We start from the raw sequence: 24,157 nt of genomic DNA, 5'->3' as shown, positions 1-24,157 counted from the left end.
CATAAATCAACCTGCAATGTAAAGATTGGTGTGTACTATTGTTAAATATATGTTAATTTTTATAAATCAATTGCATTTGACACAATCATTTAAACAATCGATTGCAGAGAGAGGTTGATTGATACAAATCCTAAATTAATAGAACTGATTATGAGAGAGGAATTACCCATGCAAAAGAAATTAGCCATTACTGGATTAGCATTTTCAATATGTTTTTCAACCTTTAGTTTTGCAAAAGACTACGTGATAGGTGTGACTCAAAACAATGTTGGGGTTGATAGCTACCAAACAACATATGACATTGCGTTAAAAGACACCATGACTAAATACCCAAATGTAGAAGGGATTGTCTTGGATGCCGGCGGTAATGTTGCGAGACAAATTGCACAAGTTCAGGACTTAATACAACAAGAGGTAGATGCAATTATATTGTGGCCTACCAATGGTCAAGCATTAACCCCAATCGTTCGTAAGGCTAAACAAATGGGGATTCCGGTCATTATTACAAACTCAAATATATCTGAGAAGGGTCAAGAATTCATAACTGCTTTTTCAGGACCAAATACAATTACACAAGGGCAATATGCCGCAGAACTGATGTGTGAAGGGTTGAATGGTAAAGGTCAAGTTGTTCAGATTACAGGCCAACCTGGGTATCAAACCGCAATTAACCGCCAAAAAGGATTCGAAGACTCTTTAGCTGCAGATTGTCCAGGAGTTTCAATTATCGACAGCCAACCTGGTGATTGGAATAGAGAAAAATCGCAAAGGGTGATGGAAAACTTTATTACTCGATTTGGTACGAAAATTGATGGTGTCTATGCCGCAGATGACAACATGGGAATTGGCGCACTGAATGCGATAAAAGAAGCTGATTTGAAAAATATTAAAATTGTAGGAGCAACGAATTTTGCTGTTGGTTATGACGCAATTAAAGAAGGGTCATATTATGGTTCAGTTGTCCAATCTCCTGTAAGTGATGCCATTGCGGCGTTAGCTATCACAATGAAAATCTTAAATGGAGATAAAGTAGAAAAAGACAATTATTTTGACACGCCTAAAGTTACTTTAGCAAACATAGACGAATTTGAAAGACCTGTTTTTTAAAGTCTGATCATAAATATTGTTGATTAATTTATTTTATTATTAAGATTTCAAAGGCATTCTTATTTGTATATAACAATGCCTTTGTTAATGATTAATCGCTAGTACTTTAATCAACAAACTCAACTGTAATGGTGATATATGTTTAGTGTGATAAATAGATATATGTATGATATATATGCTAAAAATGTCAATCTTGGCGTTGTTGCAAAACAAGGGTTTTTGATCGGTTTTATTGTTCTTTTATTTGTATTTTCATTGTTTTCTGATGAGTTTTTACAATCAAGAAACGTAATGACAGTGATCAGTCAAGCAGCGATCATCGGTGTGATAGCGATAGGCGTCACCTTTGTTATTGTAGGCGGAAATTTAGACCTTTCCGTAGGTTCAATGTTGTCCTTTGGCGCGGTATTGGTGGCAGATCTCCACGATAAAATAGGGGCATATCCAGCCATCGCTTGCATGATGATGGCATTATTAGTTATTGGCTCAGTCAACGGTTTTTTAGTTGCATATTTAAAATTAAATTCATTAATTGTTACCTTAGGGATGCTTTCAGTTATCCAAGGTATGACACTGATATATACCAGTGGAAAAAATGTGGACATCACCGCTCAGGATACGAGCGTATTTGACTTTATTAATAAAGGTACTGTGTTTGATATACCGGTTCCAATAATTTTATTTATTCTGCTCGGTTTGGCAATGGAAATATTATTAAAAGGCACAGTGTTTGGCCGTAAATTATTTGCTACAGGTGGTAATCCTAAAGCCGTTTTGTTTTCTGGTATCAACAGTGCAAAAGTTGTATTTTCAACCTATTTATTATCTGCTTTTACGACGGGATGTGCCTCCATTCTTATTGCTTCAAGGGTCATGGGTGCACAAAATACGGTAGGTCAAGGTTATGAATTAGTTGTACTCGCAGGGGTAATCTTAGGCGGAGCAAGCCTATTAGGCGGCTCAGGCAGTATTATTAAAACAATACTCGGCGTTCTAGTCTTAAAATTTCTACAGAATGGATTATTACTATTAGGTTTTCAATATTATATACAGTGGGTCGTGACATGGGTGGTAATTATATTTGCTGTTTGGCTAGATATAGCAGTGACGAGACGAAAAGTATTGCTGGATTAACTAATAAGTATTAAAGGATCACCTATGAGATGGAATAATTTCAATAAATTAAAGATACAACCAATCTGGTTTTTTGTGCTTATCTTAATTGTATTTTTTAGTAGCACATCGGAATATTTTTTTGAATTCAGTAATTTTAAAAATATATTTATTCAGACATCGACGATTGGCTTAATTGCATTAGGACTTACATTTGTAATGATCAATGGAAATATTGATTTGTCCGTGGGTTCAATGGTTGCTTTATCCGCTTCAATTACGATAGGCCTCCAGGGATACGGGTTAGGATTTTCAATATTTGCGGCACTGTTAGCTGGCGTCCTGTTTGGAGCTCTAAATGGGATTATAGTTTGGAAAACAGGGGTTGATTCATTTATCGTCACCTTAGGCGCGATGATTGGAATAAGAGGCGTGGTGTTTATTTATACAGAAGAACAATCCTTCTATGCATTAGATTTTGCCTTTTCAGATTTTGGAAGTAGTTCTCTTTTAGGTATACCAAGTTTAGTACTTATATTTTTATTTTTTTCATGGTTAATGCATTTTATTCTGAGTCGAACGATACATGGTAGGAATATGTTAGCCATTGGAGGCAGTCGTACAGCTTCGCTCAATGCCGGTATGAAAATAGGCAGGCACTTAATGATTAACTTTATGATATGTGGATTTTTAGCTGCACTAGCAGGTATTACTTTATCTTCCCAGATGGGAGCATCTACTCCTAATTTAGGTCGAGATTTTGAACTTTGGGCTATCACAGCTGTTGTTCTTGGTGGCACTCATTTAAAAGGTGGCTCAGGTAGTATTATTGGTACTTTAGGGGGAGTTATTGCAATTGGTGTTCTACGAAATGGGATGAATCTCTTACATATACCCTCGTTTTATGTCCTTGTTATCTTAGGCGTCATCTTAATTAGTGTTATTTATTTTGATAGCTTGATGAAAAATAAAATGGAGCTAAGTCAATAATATGTCTAATCCAAATTTAATATTGTCGATCTCAAATATAACAAAAAAATTCCCGCCGTCAGTTGTCGCTTTGTCTGATGTGTCATTAGATATTTACACAGGAGAAGTACATGCCATAGTCGGGGAGAATGGCGCTGGAAAATCTACTTTAATGAAAGTGATTGCGGGTGTTCATAAGCCTACATCAGGGACAATTAATTATGAGGGTAATGATGTTGTTTTATCCAACCCAATTATAGCTAAAAAAATGGGTATTTTATTAATACATCAAGAATTATCTTTAGTAGAAGAAATGACCGTTGCTGAAAATATTTTTATAGGTGAATATCCTACAAAAATGCAGGGTCTAGTTGACTATAAGCTGCTCTATAAAAGAACGGACGAAATAATTACAAAGCTCAAATGTAATTTTTCGTCAAAGGATAAAGTGAGTCACTTAAGTATTGCTCAAAAACAAATGGTTGAAATTTCAAGAGCATTAGTTATGAAGCCTAAGGTTATCATTTTTGATGAACCTACCGCATCATTAACAGATACAGAAAAATTTGTATTAATGGACTTGATCAATACATTAAAAAAAGAAGGTGTTGCCATTGTCTATATCTCTCACCGTATGGATGAAATATTCACGTTATCAGATCGTATCAGCGTTTTACGTGATGGCGAGCATCGGAAAACCGTAAAAACTCAAGCTACTGATATAGATGAAGTTATTAAGTTAATGATAGGTAGAGAGCTTAATTTAGATCATATAGAACGTAATAATAAATATGATAAAACGGTTATTGAACTAAAAAACTTAACCCAAAAAAATGTTTTCAAGGATATTTCATTCTCTGTTAAACAGGGAGAAATACTGGGAATGTATGGCCTTATTGGTGCCGGCAGAACGGAAGTGGCAGAAGCAATATTTGGCATAAGAAAAATTGATTCAGGCGAAATATATATAAATGACCAATTAGCCGATATCAACTCTAGCGAAAAGGCAGTTAAAAATGGTATTGCCCTTGTTCCTGAAGACAGGAAAGAGCAAGGCCTGGTTTTGGAGATGAGTTGTAAAGAGAATCTGACATTATCAATTTTACAGACAATAGGTAATTTTGGATTTTTGAATAGTGATCTGGAAAAAAAATTGATGCTGGAATACAAAGACTTATTGAGCATTAAAATGGCAGATATAAACGATAAAATATCTACATTAAGCGGCGGAAATCAGCAGAAAATCATCATTGGAAAATGGCTAGTCACCAATCCTAAATTGCTTATATTAGATGAACCAACAAGAGGTATTGATATTGGTTCTAAAGCTGAAATTCATAATTTGATTAGAAAGTTAGCTAATGAGGGATATGCGATTTTAGTTATTTCATCTGAGATGCCAGAAGTGATAAGCCTTTCCGATAGAGTCCTGGTCTTGAGGGATGGGCAAATTTCAGGCGAATTTTCGGGTAAAGATATCACTGAAGAAGATTTGGCTCTTACAATTTAATTGGAGAAGATGTTATGCCTATTTATACCTATGAGACATTACCGACTGATAATCAAAAAATGGAACAGTTTGAAATTTTTCAACATATTACAGATAAACCATTAACAGTTGATCTTAATACAGGGTTCCCGGTAAGAAAAGTCTTTACCCCTGGTGGAGATATACATAATAAAGGCTTAAAAAGATCGACCGTGGTGAATAAATTAAGCGCTGCCGCGACAGCATGTGGTTGCAGTAAAGGAAACAAACTTTAGATGCCTCATATGAATAAAAAGACGACGTTAAAAGATGTCGCCAGCGAGCTTGGAATTAGCAGCTCAACGGTCTCAAGGGCGTTAAACGAAAAGACAAAAAGCATGATCAATGCAGCGCTTGTTTTGAAAATTGAGAAAACCGCTGCAAAAATGGAATACAGCATTAATCATATAGCCCGTAGTTTGAAAAATGGGAAAAAGTACACGATTGGAATAATTATTCCCGATTTAACAAATCCTGTATTTGGTGAAATATCCGATGAAATAATTGAATGTCTTGCAAGTTCTGAATACAAAGCGATTATCATTTTTGCACAATCTAACTCAAGTGAATATCTTAAAAACATAAAATATATCGCTAGCAACCAAGTTGATGGGTTTATTTTTACCAATGCATATATAGAGGACATTGGTGTTAAGTATTGTAAGGATCATCGTATTCCCTGCGTCACTGTTGGTAGAACAACAGTGAACAAAGACATCAGTCAAATTTATACTGACAATTGCCAAGGCATGAAATTAATCATTGAGCATTTAGTCGGCTTAGGTCATGAAAATATTGCTTTTATTGCTGGGCCACAAGATATTTCTGATGGCTACGAGCGACTTAAATATTTTGAACAATGGATGAAATTTTATAAAGCCAATTATTGTGCCAAATCTATCATTAATACTGAAAAATTCAGCCGTTACTCAGGTTATAAAGCGGCAGATAAATTGTTTAATAAAAAATTAAGATTTACCGCAATTGTTGCAGCCAATGATCTCTTGGCGGTTGGTATTATGGATTATTTAAAAGAGCACGACATAATATGTCCCAGAGAGGTATCCTTGGTTGGTTTTAATGCAATGCTATTTAGTGATGTATTTTCACCACCTTTAACCAGTGTTTATGTCGATAGAAAATTAATGGCGAAACAATCTGTTTTATATTTACTCGACGCTTTAAACAAGAAAAATGATGCCATTAATAAAGTCAAACTAAATATCGTTGAACCTAAATTAATCATTAGAGATTCAACTTGTCCACCTAGAAAAATCGCAATGAACTGAATTTAGTTAGTCATCTTACAATATTTCATCAGGAGAAATTTACATGGTAGAGCCTAAAGTGACACAAGAGAAAGATCTTGAACCTAATTGGAACTGGGACCGACCTATCCCATCACCGGGTCGTATGGCGGTGGATTTTGAAGAGAGAGTTAATTTTAGACGTTTACACAAATACAGAGTAGCACGAGCTCGGCAAGCACTTGCCAATTCGAGCATGGGTGCCATTTTATGTTTTGATAATAACAATATTCGCTATTTAACCAGCAGTGTTATAGGTGAATGGTCACGAGACAAAATTTGTCGATATTCTCTTTTTACGGGAAATTCAGACCCATACCTTTGGGATTTTGGTTCTGCTGCCGCGCATCATCGTCTCAATATGCCTTGGATAGAAAATGACCATCTATTTGCTGGAATGCTTGGTTTACGCGGATCTGTTGCTGAAGATGCAGGCTTATTTAAATCTGCGGCTAAGGAAATTGCTGATATTTTGAAAAAAGAAGGTGTTGCTGATATGCCATTAGGCGTTGATGTGATGGAGCCACCAATGTTTTTCGCTTTACAAGCGGAAGGCATTACTGTTGTTGATGCACAGCAAGTAATACTTGATGCGCGTCAAATTAAAAGTATGGATGAAATCACGCTTCTAAATACGGCGGCATCTATGGTTGATGGTGCATACCAAGTTATTGCTGATAGTCTGAAACCAGGCGTCCGTGAGAATGAAATGGTAGCGATAGCCAATAAGTTTCTTTATGACAATGGCTCCGATGATGTTGAAGCGATTAATGCCGTCTCAGGTGAGCGCTGTAGTCCACACCCGCATAATTTTACTGACCGTATGTATCGTCCTGGCGACCAAGCTTTTTTTGATGTTATTCAATCTTATATGGGATACAGAACTTGTTACTACCGCACCTTAAACGTTGGTTCAAAAACGCAAGGACAAGTAGATGCTTATAAACAAGCGAGGGAATGGATAGATAATGCGATTGCGCTTGTGCGCCCAGGTATGACCACCGATAAATTAGCCGCAGTTTGGCCTAGTGCACAAGAATTTGGCTTTGAAAATGAAATGGAAGCATTTGGTTTACAGTTTGGCCACGGTTTAGGTATGGCGCTCCACGAAAGACCTATTATTAGTCGTTTAACATCATTTGATAATCCATTTGAATTAAAAGAAGGAATGGTTTTTGCGTTAGAAACATACTGTCCTGCCTCAGATGGTTCGGGTGCTGCAAGGATTGAAGAAGAAATCGTAGTGACAAAAGATGGTTATAGGATTATTACACTATTCCCGGCGCAAGAACTATTTGTTGCCAACGCTTATTAAATACAGAGTGATAATATTATATGGGTATTTTAAATCTATTTGAAAACAAGCCTTACATTAATGGTCAATTTATTCTTACAGCAACTAAAACGACATTTAATGTTTATAATCCTGCGAATAATGAATGCCTGGCCAGTGTTGAAAATGCTGGCGAAGAAGAGGTGGTTAATGCGATTAATGCAGCTGATCAAGCATTCGCATTATGGCGAACGGTTGCTCCCCGAGAACGTGCAGAAATTCTGCGTTCTTGCTATAACATAATGATAAAAAACAAAGAGAATATTGCAAATCTTATTTCATTAGAAGAAGGGAAAACTCTGAGTGAATCCTTAGGTGAAGTGAATTATGCAGCTGAATTTTTCCGTTGGTTCTCAGAAGAAGCCGTTCGGATTAATGGTGATTTATCGCGTTCTCCAAGTGGCAATAACAATATCTTAGTGACTAATGAGCCTGTTGGCATCTGTTATTTGATCACTCCATGGAATTTTCCAGCGGCAATGATGACCCGCAAGATTGCACCCGCCTTAGCGGCAGGATGCAGCGTAATAGTCAAACCGTCAGAAGAGACACCTTTAACAGCGCTTTATTTAGCGCAACTATTTTCTGAAGCGGGTGTGCCAAAAGGTCTGATTAATGTACTGCCTTCAAATAGACCAGAAGAACTATCTGAAGCCATATTTAAAGACAACCGTATTAGAAAAATATCTTTTACAGGTTCAACTAATATCGGCAGTCATCTGTTAAGCAAAGCCAGTAAAAAAGTAGTTAACTGCTCAATGGAGTTAGGTGGTAATGCGCCCTTTATTGTTCTGGATGACGCTGATCTTGATGTGGCGATTGATAGTGCAATGATCGCCAAAATGAGAAATGCAGGTGAGTCATGTATTGCAGCCAATAGATTTTATGTTCATCAATCTTTAGCCGCTTCATTTACTGAAAAATTGACCAAAAAAATGGCAGTATTAAAGGTCGGTAACGGCTTAGACAGTACGACTGATGTAGGCCCATTAATCAATCGGAAAGCGGTGATTAAAGTGGATGGTTTAGTTCAAGAGGCGATTAAAAAAGGCGCTAAATTACACTGTGGTGGCGGTTTGATCGAGAGTGACTCTTGTTATTATTCCCCAACGGTATTGAGCAATATTCCTAAAGACGCGGATATATTCAGCCAGGAAATATTTGGGCCTGTTGCCGCAATTTCTACTTTTGATGATATTGATTCAGTTATTAGCAGTGCTAATAATACCGATTTTGGACTTGCCGCTTATATTATCAGCGCTGATATAAAAAAAGCACTGAGAGTCGCATCATTACTTGAAGCCGGTGTCATTGGTATTAACCAAGGCTTTATTTCAGATCCTGCCGCCCCGTTTGGTGGTGTAAAGCAAAGTGGTTTAGGAAGAGAAGGTGGAGGTGATGGTATTTGGGAATTTATTGAAAAAAAATATATAGCAGTCGATTGGTAGGGCTATTTAAAATAGATCACCCTTTACATTATCTCATTTAGTAAGGATATAGCAGATGCCTAAAACGGAAAAATTATTAACAAATGTTGAGTGGCTTAAAATCGAAGCCGATAGCAAAGATATAAATAAGATCGGTGCTAAAGAAAGCATAAAAATATTCACTCAAACTCAGATTATTAGAACCTTTGAAGAAGAAATGATTAAGCTGGATAAGCTTGGTTTAGTACATGGTCCTTTACATACCAGTGTTGGTCAGGAGGGGGCGATGGTCGCTGCATTATCCGTTATGCGGGATAGTGATATTGCCAACGGTTCACATCGAGGACATCATTTATTTTTAGGGAAATCATTAAACTATGTTCTTCCTGACGATTTTGACCCAAAAAATGATGACTATGACGTAAATATGGATGAGCTCATTTATAAAACCATGTCTGAAATTTTAGGGCTGAGTGATGGCTTTTCCGGTGGTCGTGGGGGGTCAATGCACTTGCGTTGGGAAGAGTCTGGTGTCATTGGCACCAATGCGATCGTTGGTGGTGGTGTACCTACTGCATTAGGCGCTGCATGGTCTAAGAAACGTTCAGGAAATCAAGATATTGTATTTACATCATTTGGTGATGGCTCTTGTCATATTGGTAACGTTTTAGAGTCATTTAACTTAGCCTCTTTATATGAATTACCGCTTTGTTTTTATATCGAAAATAATGGTTATGCGGTTTCGACAACATTAGAAGAACAATCTAAAGATATTCGAATGTCGTCTAGAGGACAAGGTTTTTCAATCCCAGCCTATAAAGTGGATGGGCAGGATCCCTTCAGCGTGCGTACTGCTATGGAAATGGCAGAAAAACACATGCGCGCAGGTAAGGGGCCATTTATTCTTGAAGTCGATGTCTATCGTCACTTTCATCATAGTGGTGGCATTAAAGGCAGTGCTTTTGGCTATCGTTCCAAAGATGAAGAAAAAAAAGAAACGGAGAGAGATGCATTAAATTTCATACAAAAAATATTGATTGAAAAATCATGGATCACGCAAAATGAAATTGATGTTATAAAAAATAGAATTGAAGTGATGGTTCAGAAATCGGTCAAACGCATTCTGATAAAAGACAATGATAAAAATATAATCAACCCCGTGTTGTGGCCTAGTACGACTACACGTGATGATGGTTTAAGAAGTGATAAAAGTGAATTCGAGGGTGTTAAATACACTGAATTTAATGACTTCAATGGTGGGTTAGAAAATAAGAGATTCGTGGACGTCATTGCACAAAACATGGTCAGACGTTTTGAGGATGATGATCGCTACTTTGTTATTGGTGAAGATGTTCATAAATTAAAAGGCGGCACTAACGGCGCAACAAAAGGAATTCCTGAACGTTGGCCTGACCGTTGTGTACCAACACCCATTGCTGAGCATGCTTTTGTCGGTTTGAGTGGTGGTGTGGCTATGCTTGGAGAGTATCGTCCGATCGTAGAATTAATGTATCCTGATTTTGGACTTGTTGCGGCAGATCAGCTTTTTAATCAAATTGCAAAAGCCCGCCATATGTTTGGTAATACGGTGAAAGTACCCTTGGTATTGCGCACTAAAATAGCAATAGGAAGCGGCTATGGTTCTCAACATTCAATGGATCCTGCCGGTTTATTTGCGATGTGGCCAGGTTGGAGAATCGTTGTCCCTTCAACACCTTATGATTATGTTGGATTAATGAACTCGGCATTAAAATGTGAAGATCCCGTTCTGGTGATTGAAACCGTGGAGCTTTATTCTAAAACCGGGTTGGCACCCACTGACAACTTCGATTACTTTATTGAGTTAGGCAAAGCTAAAGTGGTGAGAGAAGGTCAGAAATTCACCGTGCTGACTTATTTAAATATGATTTCACTGGCTGAAAAAGCCTGCGAAAATTTAGGCATTGATGCTGAAGTTATTGATTTACGCAGCCTGGATAGAGCGAGTTTGGACTGGGATACGATTGGAGAGAGTATCAAGAAAACCAATCATGTGATCGTTCTTGAGCAAGGTAGTCTGACCAATTCTTACGGGGCTATGTTATCCGATGAAATTCAGAAGCGCTATTTTGATTATTTAGATCACCCTGTTAAACGTGTCTATGGTGGTGAGTCTTCACCTAATGTATCTAAAGTCTTGGAACGTTCAGCCTATGTTGGTTTGGAAGAGATTGAAAAGGCTTTTACTGAATCAATGAACGATAAGGGTATTAGGGGTTAATAAGATGAGTCATAAAATACCAGGTCTTCGAGGCATTGATCATATTGGATTAACAGTACCCAATTTAGAAGAAGCGGTAGACTTTTTTGTCAATGTCGTGGGATGCACTCCTTTCTATGATTTGGGACCCTTTGAGAGTGGCGAGTGGCTTGCCACCGCGCTTGATATCAGTAATACGACAACGATGAAAAAATTGAAGTTTTTACGTTGTGCCAATGGTTCCAATTTAGAGTTATTTGAATATGAAGCTGATCACCAAAATAAGACATTACCAAAGAATAGCGATATAGGAGGTCACCATCTTGCGTTTTATGTTGATGATTTTAATTTGGCATTAGATTATTTGAAAAATAACAATATAGAAATTTTAGGTGAACCTACCGTCAGAACAGCAGGGCCAAGCGCAGGTCAAACATGGATATACTTCAAAGCACCATGGGGACTGCAGCTTGAATTAGTGAGTTACCCTAATGGAAAAGGTTATGAAGCAGAATCTATTCATAAATTATGGCACCCAGCTTACCCTGCTGAATAATAAAAAGGATTTATAATGCCTATTGAAATAAAATTGCCTGAAGTAGTCAGTGGTTTCGAGAGTGGAGTCATTGCATCTTGGTGCGTTAATGAGGGAGATAACATTAAAAAAGGTGATGTTATCTTTGAAGTGGAAACAGATAAAGCTGTTATTGAAGTTGAAAGTCCAGGGGCAGGTGTTCTGGGTAAAATATTGGTTGATAGCAATAGCTCTCCTGTTGCTGTTGATACTATTGTTGGTATGATTTTATTAGAAAATGAAGACCCCAGTGTACTTTCTGGTGAACCTGTCATTACTAATGATGATGCTAATACGCCTGCACCTGTAAGTGATGTTAAGCCTGACAAGATTCAAGCAGTTCCTTCTGCATCTTCGGGCGCTAGCCGTATAATGGCAAGTCCATTAGCCAAGGTTATAGCAGCAAATAATAATATAGACTTGAGCAATGTTGTTGGGACAGGACCACGCAATAGAATTTTAAAAGCTGACGTCGAAAATATTATTAATAATAAATCAGATAATTCACCTGCCATAATGACAACGAGTGCAGAAAATAAGCCTGATAATAGTGTTCCTCTTGATAAGGTTGCCAGTACAGTAAATACTGAAAATAGTGATATTACGCCTCATACTGCAATGAGAAAAGTGATTGCTAGCCGCCTAACTGAATCTAAAACTACGATACCGCATTTTTATGTGTCTATTGATTGTGAAGTTGATAACTTAAACTTATTAAGAGCTGAGTTTAATGCTTTTTACAAAGATCACGAAAATGTGAAATTGACCGTTAATGATTTTATTATTAAGGCGGTTGCATTAGCTATCCATAAACACCCTGAAATTAACTCAATGTGGCTTAGTGAGGGTGTTAAGAAAAATAAAAACATCGATATTTCAGTGGCTGTTTCTACTGACGATGGCCTTATGACTCCCATTGTATTTAATGCAGACAGAAAAGGTTTAATTACTCTTTCACAAAATATGAAGAGTCTAGTCAGTAAAACCCGAAGTGGTAAGTTACAACCCAATGAATATCAAGGGGGAGGATTTACTATTAGCAACCTGGGTATGTACGATATTGATTCTTTTAATGCCATCATTAACCCTCCACAATCTTGTATTTTGGCTGTTGGTCGTGCCAAGAAAATACCTGTTGTGAAAGATGATCAAATTTTAATTGCCAATGTAATGAATTGTACTTTATCTGTAGATCATCGTGTTATAGATGGTTCAGTTGCTGCTGAGTTTTTACAAACATTTAAATTTTATATTGAAAACCCTAAACACATGATGCTGTTTGGAGGCGAATAAGATGAGTTCTGCAGATATTGAATATGATGTCATTATTATAGGGGGTGGCCCCGGAGGTTATGTTAGTGCAATTAAAGCTGCTCAAAACAACCTGAAAGTCGCCTTGGTAGAGAAAGATAAGATGGGTGGTATATGTCTTAATTGGGGGTGTATACCCACTAAAGCCTTGTTAAAATCAGGTGAATTCATTAATAAACTTCATAAAGCAAATGACTTTGGTGTTGTGGTTGATAAGTTTTCTTTTGATTTGAAATCCATCGTTAATCGCTCTAGGGACATATCTAAAAATTTAAATAAAGGTGTTGATGCGTTAATGAAAAAAAACGGCATAACCGTTTTTAATGATACCGCTAAAATCATAAGTAACCATAAAGTAGCGCTAAGTAATCAAACATTAAATACTAAAAATATAGTGATAGCGACAGGGAGTAAATCTAAAATAATTCCTGGTTTAGAGCCTGATGGTAATGTTGTTTGGAATTACAGGAATGCTATGACACCTAAAAAAGTACCAGAAAACCTCTTGATTATTGGTGCTGGGGCTATTGGTGTTGAATTTGCTTGTTTTTATAATTCATTAGGCAGCAATGTCACTATTGTTGAAAATCAAGAAAATATATTGTCAACAGAAGATGATGATGTGTCAGCGCTTGCAAAAAAACATTTTATTAAATTAGGCATTTCAATTTTAAATAGCACAAAAGTTAATTTTATTGAAAAATCAAAGGACAGCATTACTTTTGAACTAACCAGTGAGAATTTTAAAGAAACAAAAGTTTTTGACAACGTAATAATGGCTATAGGCGTTTCAGGCAGTTTTGATAATATTGGTCTGGAAACATTAGGTATTAAAACTAATCATGGTTTTATTGAAACGAATGAGTTTATGCAAACTAATGTACCTAATATTTACGCCATTGGAGATGTGGCAGGTGCACCTTGTCTCGCTCATAAAGCCAGCCATGAAGGTATTATTTGTATTGAAAAGATTTTAAATAAAAATAACATTAAAACGCTTAATAATAATTCTATCCCATCTTGTATTTATAGTTACCCGCAAATTGCCAGTTTAGGATTAACTGAAAAAGCCGTTATTGCCTCGGGTGAAACCTACACAGTAGGGAGATTTCCATTTAATGCTAATGGTAAGGCGATTGCTTCTGGTGAGACTGATGGTTTTATAAAAACGTTATTTTCAGCGAATACGGGTGAGTTGTTAGGCGTGCATATGATTGGTGCCGAAGTCACTGAGATGATCCAAGGATATGCTATTGGAAAAGAATTGGAAACAACACAAGTTGAATTGGAACATGTGATATTTCCACATCCAACAATGTCTGAAGCGATGCATGAAGCTGTATTGGATGCTTCTGATAAAGCAATTCATATATAAAAACAATTACTTCCACTTGATTGTGCGCGTTTAGCCGCTCGTTTAATTGATAGGAAATAAGCTTATTGAGATTAGATTAATCAGATCCTCTTTCTTTGCCCGGTTTGGCAAAGAAAGGCCTAGTGTAATATTTGATTTCATATTAAAAAATTAACAATTTATTACATTGTTATTATTGACCTGTATTTTTGCTCTTTTACATAAATTATTTTTATGTGAATATTTTATTAAAAAGGAAAGTGTATTATGGATAAAACAAGATTAGCTTCAAAAAACATTCTGATTACTGGTTCAGCAAGAGGAATGGGGGCTGCAACGGCTGAAAATTACGCCGCACAAGGTGCAAAAGTGTGTATTGCCGATTTAAATATCGATGGTTGTAATGAAGTGGTTGCACGTATTATAGCCAATGGTGGCCAGGCAATAGCAGTGCAAATGGATGTGACTAATCGTGAATCTATTGCTGCTGGTGTACAAGCAACAGTTGATGCTTTTGGTTCAATAAATGTCATGCTTAATAATGCCGGTATCAATAAACCATTAATGTTTATGGATATCACAGAAGAGAATTGGCATCAAATTATGACCGTTAATGGTCTTGGTTGTTTAATGGGCATGCAGGAAGCAGCTCGTCAAATGATCAAACAAGGTCCACAAGATGAACCTTATAAAATCATTAATGTAGGGTCTATTCTTTCCCGTCAGGCTTTCGATGATGTTGTACCTTATTCTTGCAGTAAACATGCTGTCTTAGCAATGATTAACGGCGGTGCTAAAGCGTTGGTTCAGCACAACATTACGGTTAATGGCTATGGTCCTGGTGTGGTTCGAACAGAATTGTGGGAACAGTTGGATAAAGACCTGGTCGCAATCGGTAAATTCAAAAAAGAAGGTGAGTCTATGGATACATTAGCAGCTGACAGTATTCTTTTAGGTCGTTACTCTTACCCTGAAGATATTACAGGCACGGCTTCATTCCTTGCGAGTAAAGATTCAGATTACATGACGGGTCAATTAATTATGATTGATGGCGGCATGATAATGCAATAAATTCTATTTTTATCAAGTTGTTTTATCATATGGATATTGCTAGCTCATATTTTTAATTGTGATTATGAGCGAGTAATATCCACTTTATCTAAACGTTAGCAAACGATCAGATGAGAAGATCCATCTTAAAATATTTTTAATACGATGACACTGTACCTCCAACCAATAAATTGCTTTCCTGCGTATAACTCAATAACTCAATAACTCAATAACTAAATTAACGAAATTAGTATTCTTTACCTAACTACGAGCGGATTTCTCCTAATGTTCTGCAATCACCATCACGGACGAGCTGTAAGTTCTAAAGTGAGGTATTTCGCCTTCCAATAAGCAGATAGACAGAAAAATTTTCAAGATATGTGAGCGGGTAATTGCGGTGGTTACCAATCGCTCTTTTAATCTAGTACGATGAATTTCTCGGTAAGCGGGTTATCATTCCTCTGGTGCCTGAAAACCAGTCCATTAAAGAGGCAAAAAAAAAATAAAAAAAGCGGGTCACTCGCGACCCGCTTTGGTAAATGTTGTCAACAGATTTTATTGCTTGCTGCGCTTGCGGGAATATAAGCCGAAGCCAAGAAGCCCCGCCCCCAACAACAGAGTTGTGGAAGGCTCCGGGACAGGAGTCGTACCCGAATCAAATCGTGATACATGGCTGATTGGATCCCCTAACTTACCTAGGTTCATTTTATCTGGTAAGTCTGTAAAATTGAACACTCCCCAACCCAGCTCGTTTGTATTCTGATACAGGGCCCTGTATGTCGCATTTTTAATAACAAAGTATTCTGGCGTGTTAGGAGCCATAGAAAATGCAAAAGTATTAAGGGCATCAGTTCCGTAAAACTTGACATCTTCATCTTTGCCTGTGAATGATGTGGTTGTTCCAGCGCTTGATAGCTCGCTGTTAACCCAAGCCTCTTCAGCTGTTGGATCAGAACTTCCCACGATTTTTACCGAATTTTTATAAGTATCAACACTACCAACATCAGTGCCATAATAAGCCCCTGCATCCGTAATCGTTATTCCCCAACTTGGCGCGGCGAACAGTACTAATAAAGAAGAAACTAATGCAAATTTTTTCATCTATACCTCCACATTATTATTTAGTAAATCGATTAATTTACTAATAATGCAATGCATATTGTATGCCATATTGTAACTTACTGTTTACCTTGTTATTTTTTTTGATGAAATCCATTGTCAGTTGAAAGTGTCAATTTTTTCGACATGATTTATTTCTTATACTTCACAAATAATGGGAGTCTCTAACGTCCACACAAAACACCACTGTAATACCATATCCATTCATTTTCTGTTTGTTTATGCGGCAAAATCAAATTCAAAAACTCTTTATAGAATAAACTTTCTAACGCATTCCCCCCAAATCCAGGTTTTAGGGCCCAATGTCCACGGGTATCGCTGTTCATTGGCCCCATTGAAAATGGTTATACTGTTTTTGTACACTGTTGCGGGCGAGGCTCAGGTCTTTAATCTTGAATGTTTAAAAGACGCATTTAATTTAAATTCAATGCATTAAATTTTATTTTATGATTTTTTTAACAAAAAATATTGTCAGTTGTCAGTGTAAATTTTTTCGACACTGTTGTGGGGTCTTTAATATTGAATTTTTAAAAGAGTTATTTGATTTAAATTCAGTGCATTAGAATATCAAGTCAATGCAGTAACGGAAATTTCCACTAGATCTTTCTAATCTGAAAAATGATTTTAGGGAGTGAAAATAGGGAGTGAATTGAACGCCAGTTTAGGCTTATAAACGGACTGAGCTGTGCTTGCACTTTGTTTACACTTAGCTCTGCACTTTTTTGCTTACTGTGCTCTTGCTGTTGCTGTTGAGAGAGCGTGACTCTCACGAACGTCTTATCGACACGCTGTCAGGGCAAAATTCCAACGTATAAGCACCTTAATCGCTCACCTAATCAGTGGAATCGGTATAACGTAAATCTTTTAAATTAAAACCGAGCTTAATATCTGTTTTTAATGTCACCAGCTGTTTGGCTAATATTGCATTACTTTGCTGGGATTTTATTTTCGTTAGCAGTTTGTTGTTGGAATCCTCTGCTTGTTGAAAGATATTATTTAAACTGCCGTATTGTTGTAAAAGGGATAATGCGCCTTTACTGCCAATACCTTCAACACCTTTAATAGCACTGCTTGAAATACCGGTAATAGCCCAATAATCATTAAGTTGCTGGATGCTTATCCCCATTTTTTGGTGGACTTGTTGGCGGATGACAAAGCTGTTTTGAAAATAATCATAAAGTTGAATAGATTCATTTAATAATTGATAAAATCCTTTATCGGTCGAGACAATAATACATTTTTGTTGTTGTTTTGCGATTTTATCAGCAAGGCAGGCAATCAGATCGTCGGCCTCATCTTCTTCGGTCACTAAAGAGTCAATACCAAGATCAAAAAATTGCTCTTGAATAGCCGGTAAACCTTGTTTGAGAAGTTCGGGAATGGGTTTTCGTCCCTGTTTATATTCAGGATAAATTTGATGACGCCAACTGGGGGCATGACTGTCAAAGACACAAATAGCGTGGGTTGGCTGATGAATACGCAACAGTTTTTTAAGGGCATTGGTGGTTGTGCTTTGTGTCGCAATCAGTGCTGTGGGCGTATCTCCATGCTGTTTTTGCTGCACCGCATAGATGCGTCGAACAAGGTTCATTGCATCTATGATTAATAGGGTTGATATCATTTTTTAAAGGGCCTGAAGAGTCAGTTATTGCTATTTTTAGCTTTTAAATAAAAGATAATAAAATGCTTAACAGCTTGTTACCTTAACTGTAACTTATTTTATTATCTTATAACAAGGGGTGTAAACCGTACCCGGTAATTTCATCCGTCCCTGTTTAATAAAACTTTCTAATAAAACATCTACTTTTTTCATTAACTGCGGATCACCTTTAAGTTCAAAGGGACCGTATTTTTCTATCGATTTAATGCCTTCATCTTTGACGTTGCCACCAACTATACCTGAAAAAACACGGCGTAAATTTGATGCCAATTGTTCACTTGGTTGTTCATTGTTTAATACTAAATTTTTCATATTAGTATGGTTAGGATAAAAAGGTTCTTGGAAGGATTCCGTTATTTTAAGTGACCAGTTAAACGAAAAAGCATCACCAATAGCACGGCGATATTCAGTGACTTTTGACATCGATTTTTTGAGTGTTTGCGCGACTAAAGCAGGATCTGCAATAATTATTTGATAATGTGACTGGGCCTCTTCACCTAGGGTGCCGGCGATAAATTTATCGATTGCCTTAAAATAGGATTCACTGCCTTTGGGGCCGGTCAAAATAATAGGGAAAGGTTGACGTTTATTTTCCGGGTGCATCATTATGCCTAACAGATACAATAACTCCTCTGCGGTTCCCGGGCCGCCGGGGAAAATAACAATACCGTGTGCGATGCGTATAAATGCCTCAAGACGTTTTTCAATATCGGGTAAAATAACTAACTCATTAACAATTGGATTAGGTGGCTCAGCGGCGATAATACCCGGCTCTGTAATACCGATATGTCGACCATTATTAACCCGTTGTTTAGCATGGCCGATGGCAGCCCCTTTCATCGGACCTTCCATCGCACCGGGGCCACAACCGGTACAGATATTAAGCTCTCTTAATCCTAATTGGCTGCCCACTTCCCGAGTATAATCATATTCCTCTGATCTTATCGAATGCCCGCCCCAACAGACAATAATATTCGGCTCTACACCTGCTTGTAAAATACTCGCATTACGTAAAATAGAAAAAACTAAACTAGTGATTTGCGAGGACTGATTTTCATTTTCACCCCCGATTCTAATTTGGGTATTAACATATAGCAGATCGCGTAATACCGCAAAGAGATGCTCCTGAATACCCTTGATCAGCTGGCCATCAATAAAGGCGTCTTCCGGCGGGTTGTGCAGCTCGATTTTTACGCCTTTTTCCTGATGTAACACTTTAATTTCAAACGTTTTATATTTTTCTAAAATTTCTTTGCTGCTGTCCGTATGGCTGCCTGAATTAAGCACTGCAAGGGAGCAGTTACGAAATACATTATAAATATCGCAATCTGCATTTTTTTGTAATTCATTCACTTCAAGTTGCGATAATAAAGCCATGCTTCCGATAGGGTTTATATGGGCGATCATGGAATCTCCTTGTATATTGATCTATATCCAGCTAACTGAGGATACGGGAGTAAGGAGGTGATTATCTCCTTAACACTTTTTGATTTATAAAAAGTACGCTTGTCTACTTACGGTAATCCCTACGTCTGGGTATGTAAGTATAAGAAAAATATGCATAATTTCCATGTTACGGTAATTACATTTAATAATGTTTTGTTTTTACAGCTATCTCGCTAGGCATTAGTCTTGCAACCGTTGATTGATCTCTTCAACTGTTTTTGGATTTTTAAGTTCAGGCCAAATAAACAGATAATCCCTGTTGCAGGAATGGATTTTGACCAGTCCTTTAGCAATCGCAATTTGGCCTAATCGCCATAAATCGCCATCAAAAAAAGCGGGTTGCAAATTATCAATGGCATAGAGTTCAACCCAGCTGTTTTGCTGTTTTGAACTGCTAATTTGGCTTGCGGCAAAAAGTGCCAAACTATTTAGATTTAAAGTCTGGGAGGCGCTGATGGCCCGGCTGGCATTGTTTAAAAACGGGTACGCGACAATGCCTGTCGAAATCGTTTTTGGTAAATGGTATTGGGTCGTGAAGTGATTAAAAAATTGTTCAATTTTATCTGCTAAGCCGGCTGCATTTGGGTAGTTAGTCTGCTTGCTAATAAATAAAATTTGATTATCACGTAAATGGAAAATGTTAACCCTGCCAGCAAAGTGCCTTTTCAATGTTTCGCCAAGTTTTGCTTCTATTTTATCTGCCAATCTGACGCCATACAACTCATTAAGCTGAGTTAAAAATGGCACATTAACCAATGCGTAAAATAGGGGCATGCCGTTATAGAGAGTCGTAAAGTCATTAATATTATTTTCTTGCGTGGGCAGTTTAGTGCGCGCATGAAAGGCAAGTCGTTGTTGTGTTTTTTTCTCTAGCGCTCGCAGTTTATAGTAGCATTTTGTTCTGGATAAAAGCATCAGTGCTGACAGAATAAATAGAATGATTGCTGTATAACTTAATGTTTTATAAAAGTTGGATTGTGTCAGTAATGCTGTGTTTTGGATTTCTAATCTATTTTGCTGTTGCACCTGATCAATGCGTTGCAGCTGTTCGTTAATCTGCAGCTGTTGTAATTTAAATGCGTTTTCTTTAATCTTATTCTGTAAAGAGTGAAAATGTTTAAAATGTAAAATAGCGAGCTGAGGATGGCCGGTTATTTCATAGCTTAATGCAAGCATTTCATGGGCTTGGATACGTAATAAGGGGTTATTTTGTGCTGCCAGTTGTAACACTTTTTCTAATTGTAAAATAGCCGGAGCAGGGGACTCATTGAAAAGGTTCAATTTGGCCAGCAGTAAAAGACTTTCTATTTGAAACTGTACTTTATTTAATCGCTTGAAATGAAAATGTGCATTCTGCAAATATTTTCGCGCCAGTGCCAGCTCTTCCCGATGCTTTTCATTACTTCCTTTTTCAGCGTAAGTTCGGCCTATTTCAAGATAGACAACAGCTAACAGTGCACCGTATGAGTTTTCTTCAATCAATTCCAACGCATTAAACAGGTAAATTAAGGCTTGGTTGTGTTCATTATTTTGCCGTTTTAAAACGGCAAATTGAATAATACTGTCGATTTGCTTGGGGGTGTTTTTAGTCCTCATATAAAGCTCAACTCTTCTGCCGGAAAAATCTAAAGCCCGGGTGAAGCGATACTTATTTTGGTACATTAAAATAATACTGTTTTTTACTTGGCCACTGAGTTTAATAAAACCATGTTGATCGGCTAGCCTGTCTGCCGACAGAAAATGTAAACTGGCTAATTGCTCCTGTTTAATCTGATCAAAATAGAGACCCTGATAATAAGCTAACCAGGCATGTAGATTGTTATTATGATTGTTATTGCTTTTCAGCAAGTCTTTGGTTTGTTCTAAAACGCGATGGGCATCCTGATAATTATTTTCTTCTAAATACAATTTAACGACGGTTAATAATCTGGTAATAGTTAAGTTCATTGAACTGATTAATGGCGATTGGGGTGTTACGATCTGTTCATTGAGTCTTTTAATCAGATCGGTATTACTTAATTGCGGGCGTTCTTCCTGAGGAATTTCCAGCGCAATAATATTCAATGTTTCTATTTGATCGTTTTTACTGCCAGGTTTTTTTAAAATAGGCTGCAATAAATCCAGCGCTTTTGAGTATTCCCCAAGTTGAGCATAACAATATGCCTGTAATTGTATTGCGAAATTCTTGTTGTTTTGCCGCTTAGTTCGCGCAGTCGTGTTTTGCGGCGTGTTGATATAGATTATTGCCGTATTAATACAGCTGCGCGGGGCAGTATCACGTAATGAAAAAGCATTTTTTAGTGTATTAGGGAGCGTAGGATCGGTTAATTCCAACGCCCCGCTTGATTGACTGACCTGAACTAAAAATAGCGCACAAACAGCGCGAAAGTATTGACTGACATATCTCATAACAGCTAATTTTTATTGTCGTAATAAACGAAGATTATTAATCTCATTAATGTGTTCCGTGGTACGCAGCGGGTTAATATCTAATCCGCCCCGGCGAGTATAACGCGCATAAACACAAAGCGAATCAATTTGTCCAAATTTCATGATGTCACAATAGATTCGTTCAACACACTGCTCATGAAACTCGTTATGTTGACGGAAAGAGATTAAATAGCGCAATAATTTCTCACGATCTAATTTTTTTCCGGTATAACTGATTTCGATACTGGCCCAATCCGGTTGACTGGTAATTAAACAGTTTGACTTTAATAAATGAGAATACAGCGTTTCGGTTACCTGCTCCTGTGAGGACAGGTCCTGAAGATAGTCTGCGTTCAGCTGGTAGTTATCAATTTCAATGTCTAAGACATCTAAACACTGTCCGCTAAAAGTACCCAGCTTATCGCTGAAGTTATCTAAATCAGTGTGAAGTTCAACGCTAACGGCTTTATCGGCACAATGCGACAGATCGGCCGTTAACACTTTCTGTACCGCCTCGATAGAAACAAACTTGCTTTGGTTAAAACTGTTTAAATATAACTTGAAGGATTTTGATTCAATTAAGTTTTTACTGTCAAAGGGGACTTTTACCACCCCGGTTGCAACAACAGGTTTGCCTTTACTGTTTAACCAGGAAAGCTCGTAAATATTCCACAAATCAACACCATAAAAGGGCAGATTATGTTCTGAAAGTTGCAGTTCATTACGGTTTAAACTGCGTGGCACAGCTTGTAATAATGTTGGATCGTAGCTGCTTTTATATTCGGTTATTTTTCCGAGAGACAGATTTTTTAGTGTGCTATCTTGATCGTAGAGTGGTTTATTAGTCATTTTTTTCGCTTTTATTTTTTAAAACAATACAATGGCAGTATTGTAAACAAAATAAAGAATTATTCGAGCTATGAATCATACAACGCAAACACAGCTATTCGATTTTTTCGAACGTTTTAAAGCCCATTGGCAAACACAAAAAAAATCATTACCTCAAGCGATTTTTGAGCCGCAATGGATTTCACCCTGCCAGATAGGAGAGGTTGAAAACCAACTTATTTTCTGGTCACCCATTAAGCGTGAACCCGCTCTTGATATGAGCAATATTGAGCAGGCACTGGATATCAAGCTGCATCCCAGTATTGTGGATTTTTTCTGCTCTGCCTATTCGGCCGGTTTACCTGCTGTTTATCAGGATCATCCAATCGAGTTGATCCAAGCCTGGAATGATGAGGATTTTAATCTCTTACAAGAAAATATGCTTGCCCATTTTATGATGCAAAAACGTTTAAAACAACCGGCATCCATGTTTATTGCCAGTTGTTCCGATGAAATGCAGATAGTGTCGGTGTTAAATGCAACGGGTGAAGTACAGTTGGAGACATTAGGAAAAGGGCAGGAAGCTATTTTAGCAGAAAATTTAGCGGATTTTTTGGCTACTTTAACCCCAGTCATTATTGAGTAGTTAGGTGGCGATTAACTCCTAAAATAAGACTTAGTCTATTTTAGTAGTTAATCGCGGTTGTTATCTGTTACTGTTTGAGTGTCAAATAACCTGTCCAAATTCGAGTCACTGTGGTGAGCCAGCAAAGAAAACTGAAAATATAAGCAATAGTTGAAAAATGCTGTGGTAATAAACATAAAAGCGTAAAACAAAGAATCGTTTCTGTTCCTTCTGTTAATCCTCCGATGTAATAAAGTGATTTTTTGCTGTGGGTTGGACTACTAACGTTCTCTATATTCCTTTTTCCGGCCATCACTGCGAAGGCTAAGAAGCTGGAGCCTGATCCGATAAAAGATAAAATCAAAAAAGCACCAGCGATAGCATTCATCTCAGGATTTGCCAAAACAAAACCAAAGGGGACTAATGAATAAAAAATAAAGTCCAGTGTAATATCTAAAAAACCACCACTGTCAGTGATCCCCTGCTTTCTAGCCACCGCGCCATCAATGCCATCAAAGATACGATTGAGGATAATAAAAAAGAGGGCAAGATAATATGCCTGATAGGCTAAAGCCGGCAGGCTCAGAAGACCTAAAAAAAATCCGAATAAAGTGACTTGGTCAGCCTTAATCCCCAGTTTATCTATCTTTTTCGCTATGCCGTTAAGCGGGGAGCGGATAATTTTAGTTGTAAAGCGGTCTAGCATGTATTTTCCTTTATTGGCTTGTTATAAGCTC

Annotated in this window: 20 protein-coding genes; 14 read left to right on the top strand and 6 right to left on the bottom strand. The window is 37.4% G+C overall.

The features are described 5' to 3' along the window. The first annotated feature begins 168 nt into the window (after window positions 1-168). The 13 genes from PING_RS14400 (at window position 169) to PING_RS14340 (ending at window position 15,333) form a co-directional block, all read left to right on the top strand. Window positions 169-1,107, top strand: coding sequence for a sugar ABC transporter substrate-binding protein (locus PING_RS14400; RefSeq protein ID WP_011771052.1), 939 nt, complete (start codon window positions 169-171; stop codon window positions 1,105-1,107). A gap of 138 nt (window positions 1,108-1,245) precedes the next feature. Further along, complete coding sequence (locus PING_RS14395; RefSeq protein ID WP_198134703.1) at window positions 1,246-2,241, top strand: ABC transporter permease; 996 nt, start codon at window positions 1,246-1,248, stop codon at window positions 2,239-2,241. 24 nt (window positions 2,242-2,265) lie between these two features. Then, window positions 2,266-3,210 carry an ABC transporter permease gene (locus tag PING_RS14390; RefSeq protein WP_011771050.1) on the top strand — a complete coding sequence of 315 codons (945 nt, stop codon included), beginning with the start codon at window positions 2,266-2,268 and terminating at the stop codon, window positions 3,208-3,210. Between the two features lies 1 nt (window position 3,211). Beyond that, on the top strand, window positions 3,212-4,699 hold the full coding sequence (locus PING_RS14385) for a sugar ABC transporter ATP-binding protein (protein WP_011771049.1): 1,488 nt from the start codon (window positions 3,212-3,214) through the stop codon (window positions 4,697-4,699). 14 nt (window positions 4,700-4,713) lie between these two features. Beyond that, window positions 4,714-4,953, top strand: coding sequence for an FmdB family zinc ribbon protein (locus PING_RS14380; protein ID WP_011771048.1), 240 nt, complete (start codon window positions 4,714-4,716; stop codon window positions 4,951-4,953). Window positions 4,954-4,962: 9 nt separating this feature from the next. Then, window positions 4,963-6,006, top strand: a complete 1,044-nt coding sequence (locus PING_RS14375; protein WP_198134702.1) for a LacI family DNA-binding transcriptional regulator — start codon at window positions 4,963-4,965, stop codon at window positions 6,004-6,006. Between the two features lie 43 nt (window positions 6,007-6,049). Further along, the gene (locus PING_RS14370; RefSeq protein ID WP_011771046.1) at window positions 6,050-7,339 is read left to right on the top strand and encodes a M24 family metallopeptidase; all 1,290 of its coding nucleotides are present in this window, start codon (window positions 6,050-6,052) and stop codon (window positions 7,337-7,339) included. A 20-nt stretch (window positions 7,340-7,359) separates the two neighbouring features. Then, window positions 7,360-8,805: an NAD-dependent succinate-semialdehyde dehydrogenase gene (locus PING_RS14365; protein WP_011771045.1), complete on the top strand. Its 1,446-nt coding sequence runs from the start codon at window positions 7,360-7,362 to the stop codon at window positions 8,803-8,805. Between the two features lie 55 nt (window positions 8,806-8,860). Then, a complete protein-coding gene (locus tag PING_RS14360; protein ID WP_011771044.1) occupies window positions 8,861-11,044 on the top strand; it encodes an alpha-ketoacid dehydrogenase subunit alpha/beta in 2,184 nt (727 codons plus the stop codon). Between the two features lie 4 nt (window positions 11,045-11,048). Then, on the top strand, window positions 11,049-11,579 hold the full coding sequence (locus tag PING_RS14355; RefSeq protein WP_011771043.1) for a VOC family protein: 531 nt from the start codon (window positions 11,049-11,051) through the stop codon (window positions 11,577-11,579). A gap of 15 nt (window positions 11,580-11,594) precedes the next feature. After that, on the top strand, window positions 11,595-12,890 hold the full coding sequence (locus tag PING_RS14350) for a pyruvate dehydrogenase complex dihydrolipoamide acetyltransferase (protein WP_011771042.1): 1,296 nt from the start codon (window positions 11,595-11,597) through the stop codon (window positions 12,888-12,890). Between the two features lies 1 nt (window position 12,891). Then, window positions 12,892-14,283 carry a dihydrolipoyl dehydrogenase gene (lpdA, locus tag PING_RS14345; protein WP_011771041.1) on the top strand — a complete coding sequence of 464 codons (1,392 nt, stop codon included), beginning with the start codon at window positions 12,892-12,894 and terminating at the stop codon, window positions 14,281-14,283. 246 nt (window positions 14,284-14,529) lie between these two features. Continuing rightward, window positions 14,530-15,333: an SDR family NAD(P)-dependent oxidoreductase gene (locus PING_RS14340; RefSeq protein WP_011771040.1), complete on the top strand. Its 804-nt coding sequence runs from the start codon at window positions 14,530-14,532 to the stop codon at window positions 15,331-15,333. Window positions 15,334-15,867: 534 nt separating this feature from the next. Here the strand turns inward: PING_RS14340 and PING_RS14335 are convergent. From PING_RS14335 to queF, 5 genes are all read right to left on the bottom strand, one after another. Beyond that, a complete protein-coding gene (locus PING_RS14335) occupies window positions 15,868-16,413 on the bottom strand; it encodes a PEP-CTERM sorting domain-containing protein (RefSeq protein WP_011771039.1) in 546 nt (181 codons plus the stop codon). An 850-nt stretch (window positions 16,414-17,263) separates the two neighbouring features. Then, window positions 17,264-18,052: a flap endonuclease Xni gene (gene xni, locus PING_RS14330; RefSeq protein WP_011771038.1), complete on the bottom strand. Its 789-nt coding sequence runs from the start codon at window positions 18,050-18,052 to the stop codon at window positions 17,264-17,266. Between the two features lie 93 nt (window positions 18,053-18,145). Beyond that, entirely contained in the window at window positions 18,146-19,498 is a 1,353-nt protein-coding gene (ppnN, locus tag PING_RS14325) for a nucleotide 5'-monophosphate nucleosidase PpnN (protein ID WP_011771037.1), read from the bottom strand. Window positions 19,499-19,717: 219 nt separating this feature from the next. Then, window positions 19,718-21,946: a hypothetical protein gene (locus PING_RS14320; RefSeq protein ID WP_011771036.1), complete on the bottom strand. Its 2,229-nt coding sequence runs from the start codon at window positions 21,944-21,946 to the stop codon at window positions 19,718-19,720. A gap of 12 nt (window positions 21,947-21,958) precedes the next feature. Then, window positions 21,959-22,816, bottom strand: coding sequence for an NADPH-dependent 7-cyano-7-deazaguanine reductase QueF (queF, locus tag PING_RS14315; RefSeq protein WP_011771035.1), 858 nt, complete (start codon window positions 22,814-22,816; stop codon window positions 21,959-21,961). A 70-nt stretch (window positions 22,817-22,886) separates the two neighbouring features. On the opposite strand from queF, the gene syd reads away from it, so the two are divergent. Continuing rightward, window positions 22,887-23,441: a SecY-interacting protein gene (gene syd / locus PING_RS14310; protein ID WP_011771034.1), complete on the top strand. Its 555-nt coding sequence runs from the start codon at window positions 22,887-22,889 to the stop codon at window positions 23,439-23,441. Window positions 23,442-23,508: 67 nt separating this feature from the next. On the opposite strand, the gene PING_RS14305 is transcribed toward syd, so the two are convergent. After that, a complete protein-coding gene (locus PING_RS14305) occupies window positions 23,509-24,126 on the bottom strand; it encodes a CDP-alcohol phosphatidyltransferase family protein (protein ID WP_011771033.1) in 618 nt (205 codons plus the stop codon). Window positions 24,127-24,157: the final 31 nt, after the last annotated feature.

The sequence above is a fragment of the Psychromonas ingrahamii 37 genome, assembly GCF_000015285.1.
Classification (GTDB): domain Bacteria; phylum Pseudomonadota; class Gammaproteobacteria; order Enterobacterales; family Psychromonadaceae; genus Psychromonas; species Psychromonas ingrahamii.
Note: the sequence above shows the minus strand (reverse complement) of the source record. Positions and strands in the feature narration are given on the sequence as shown.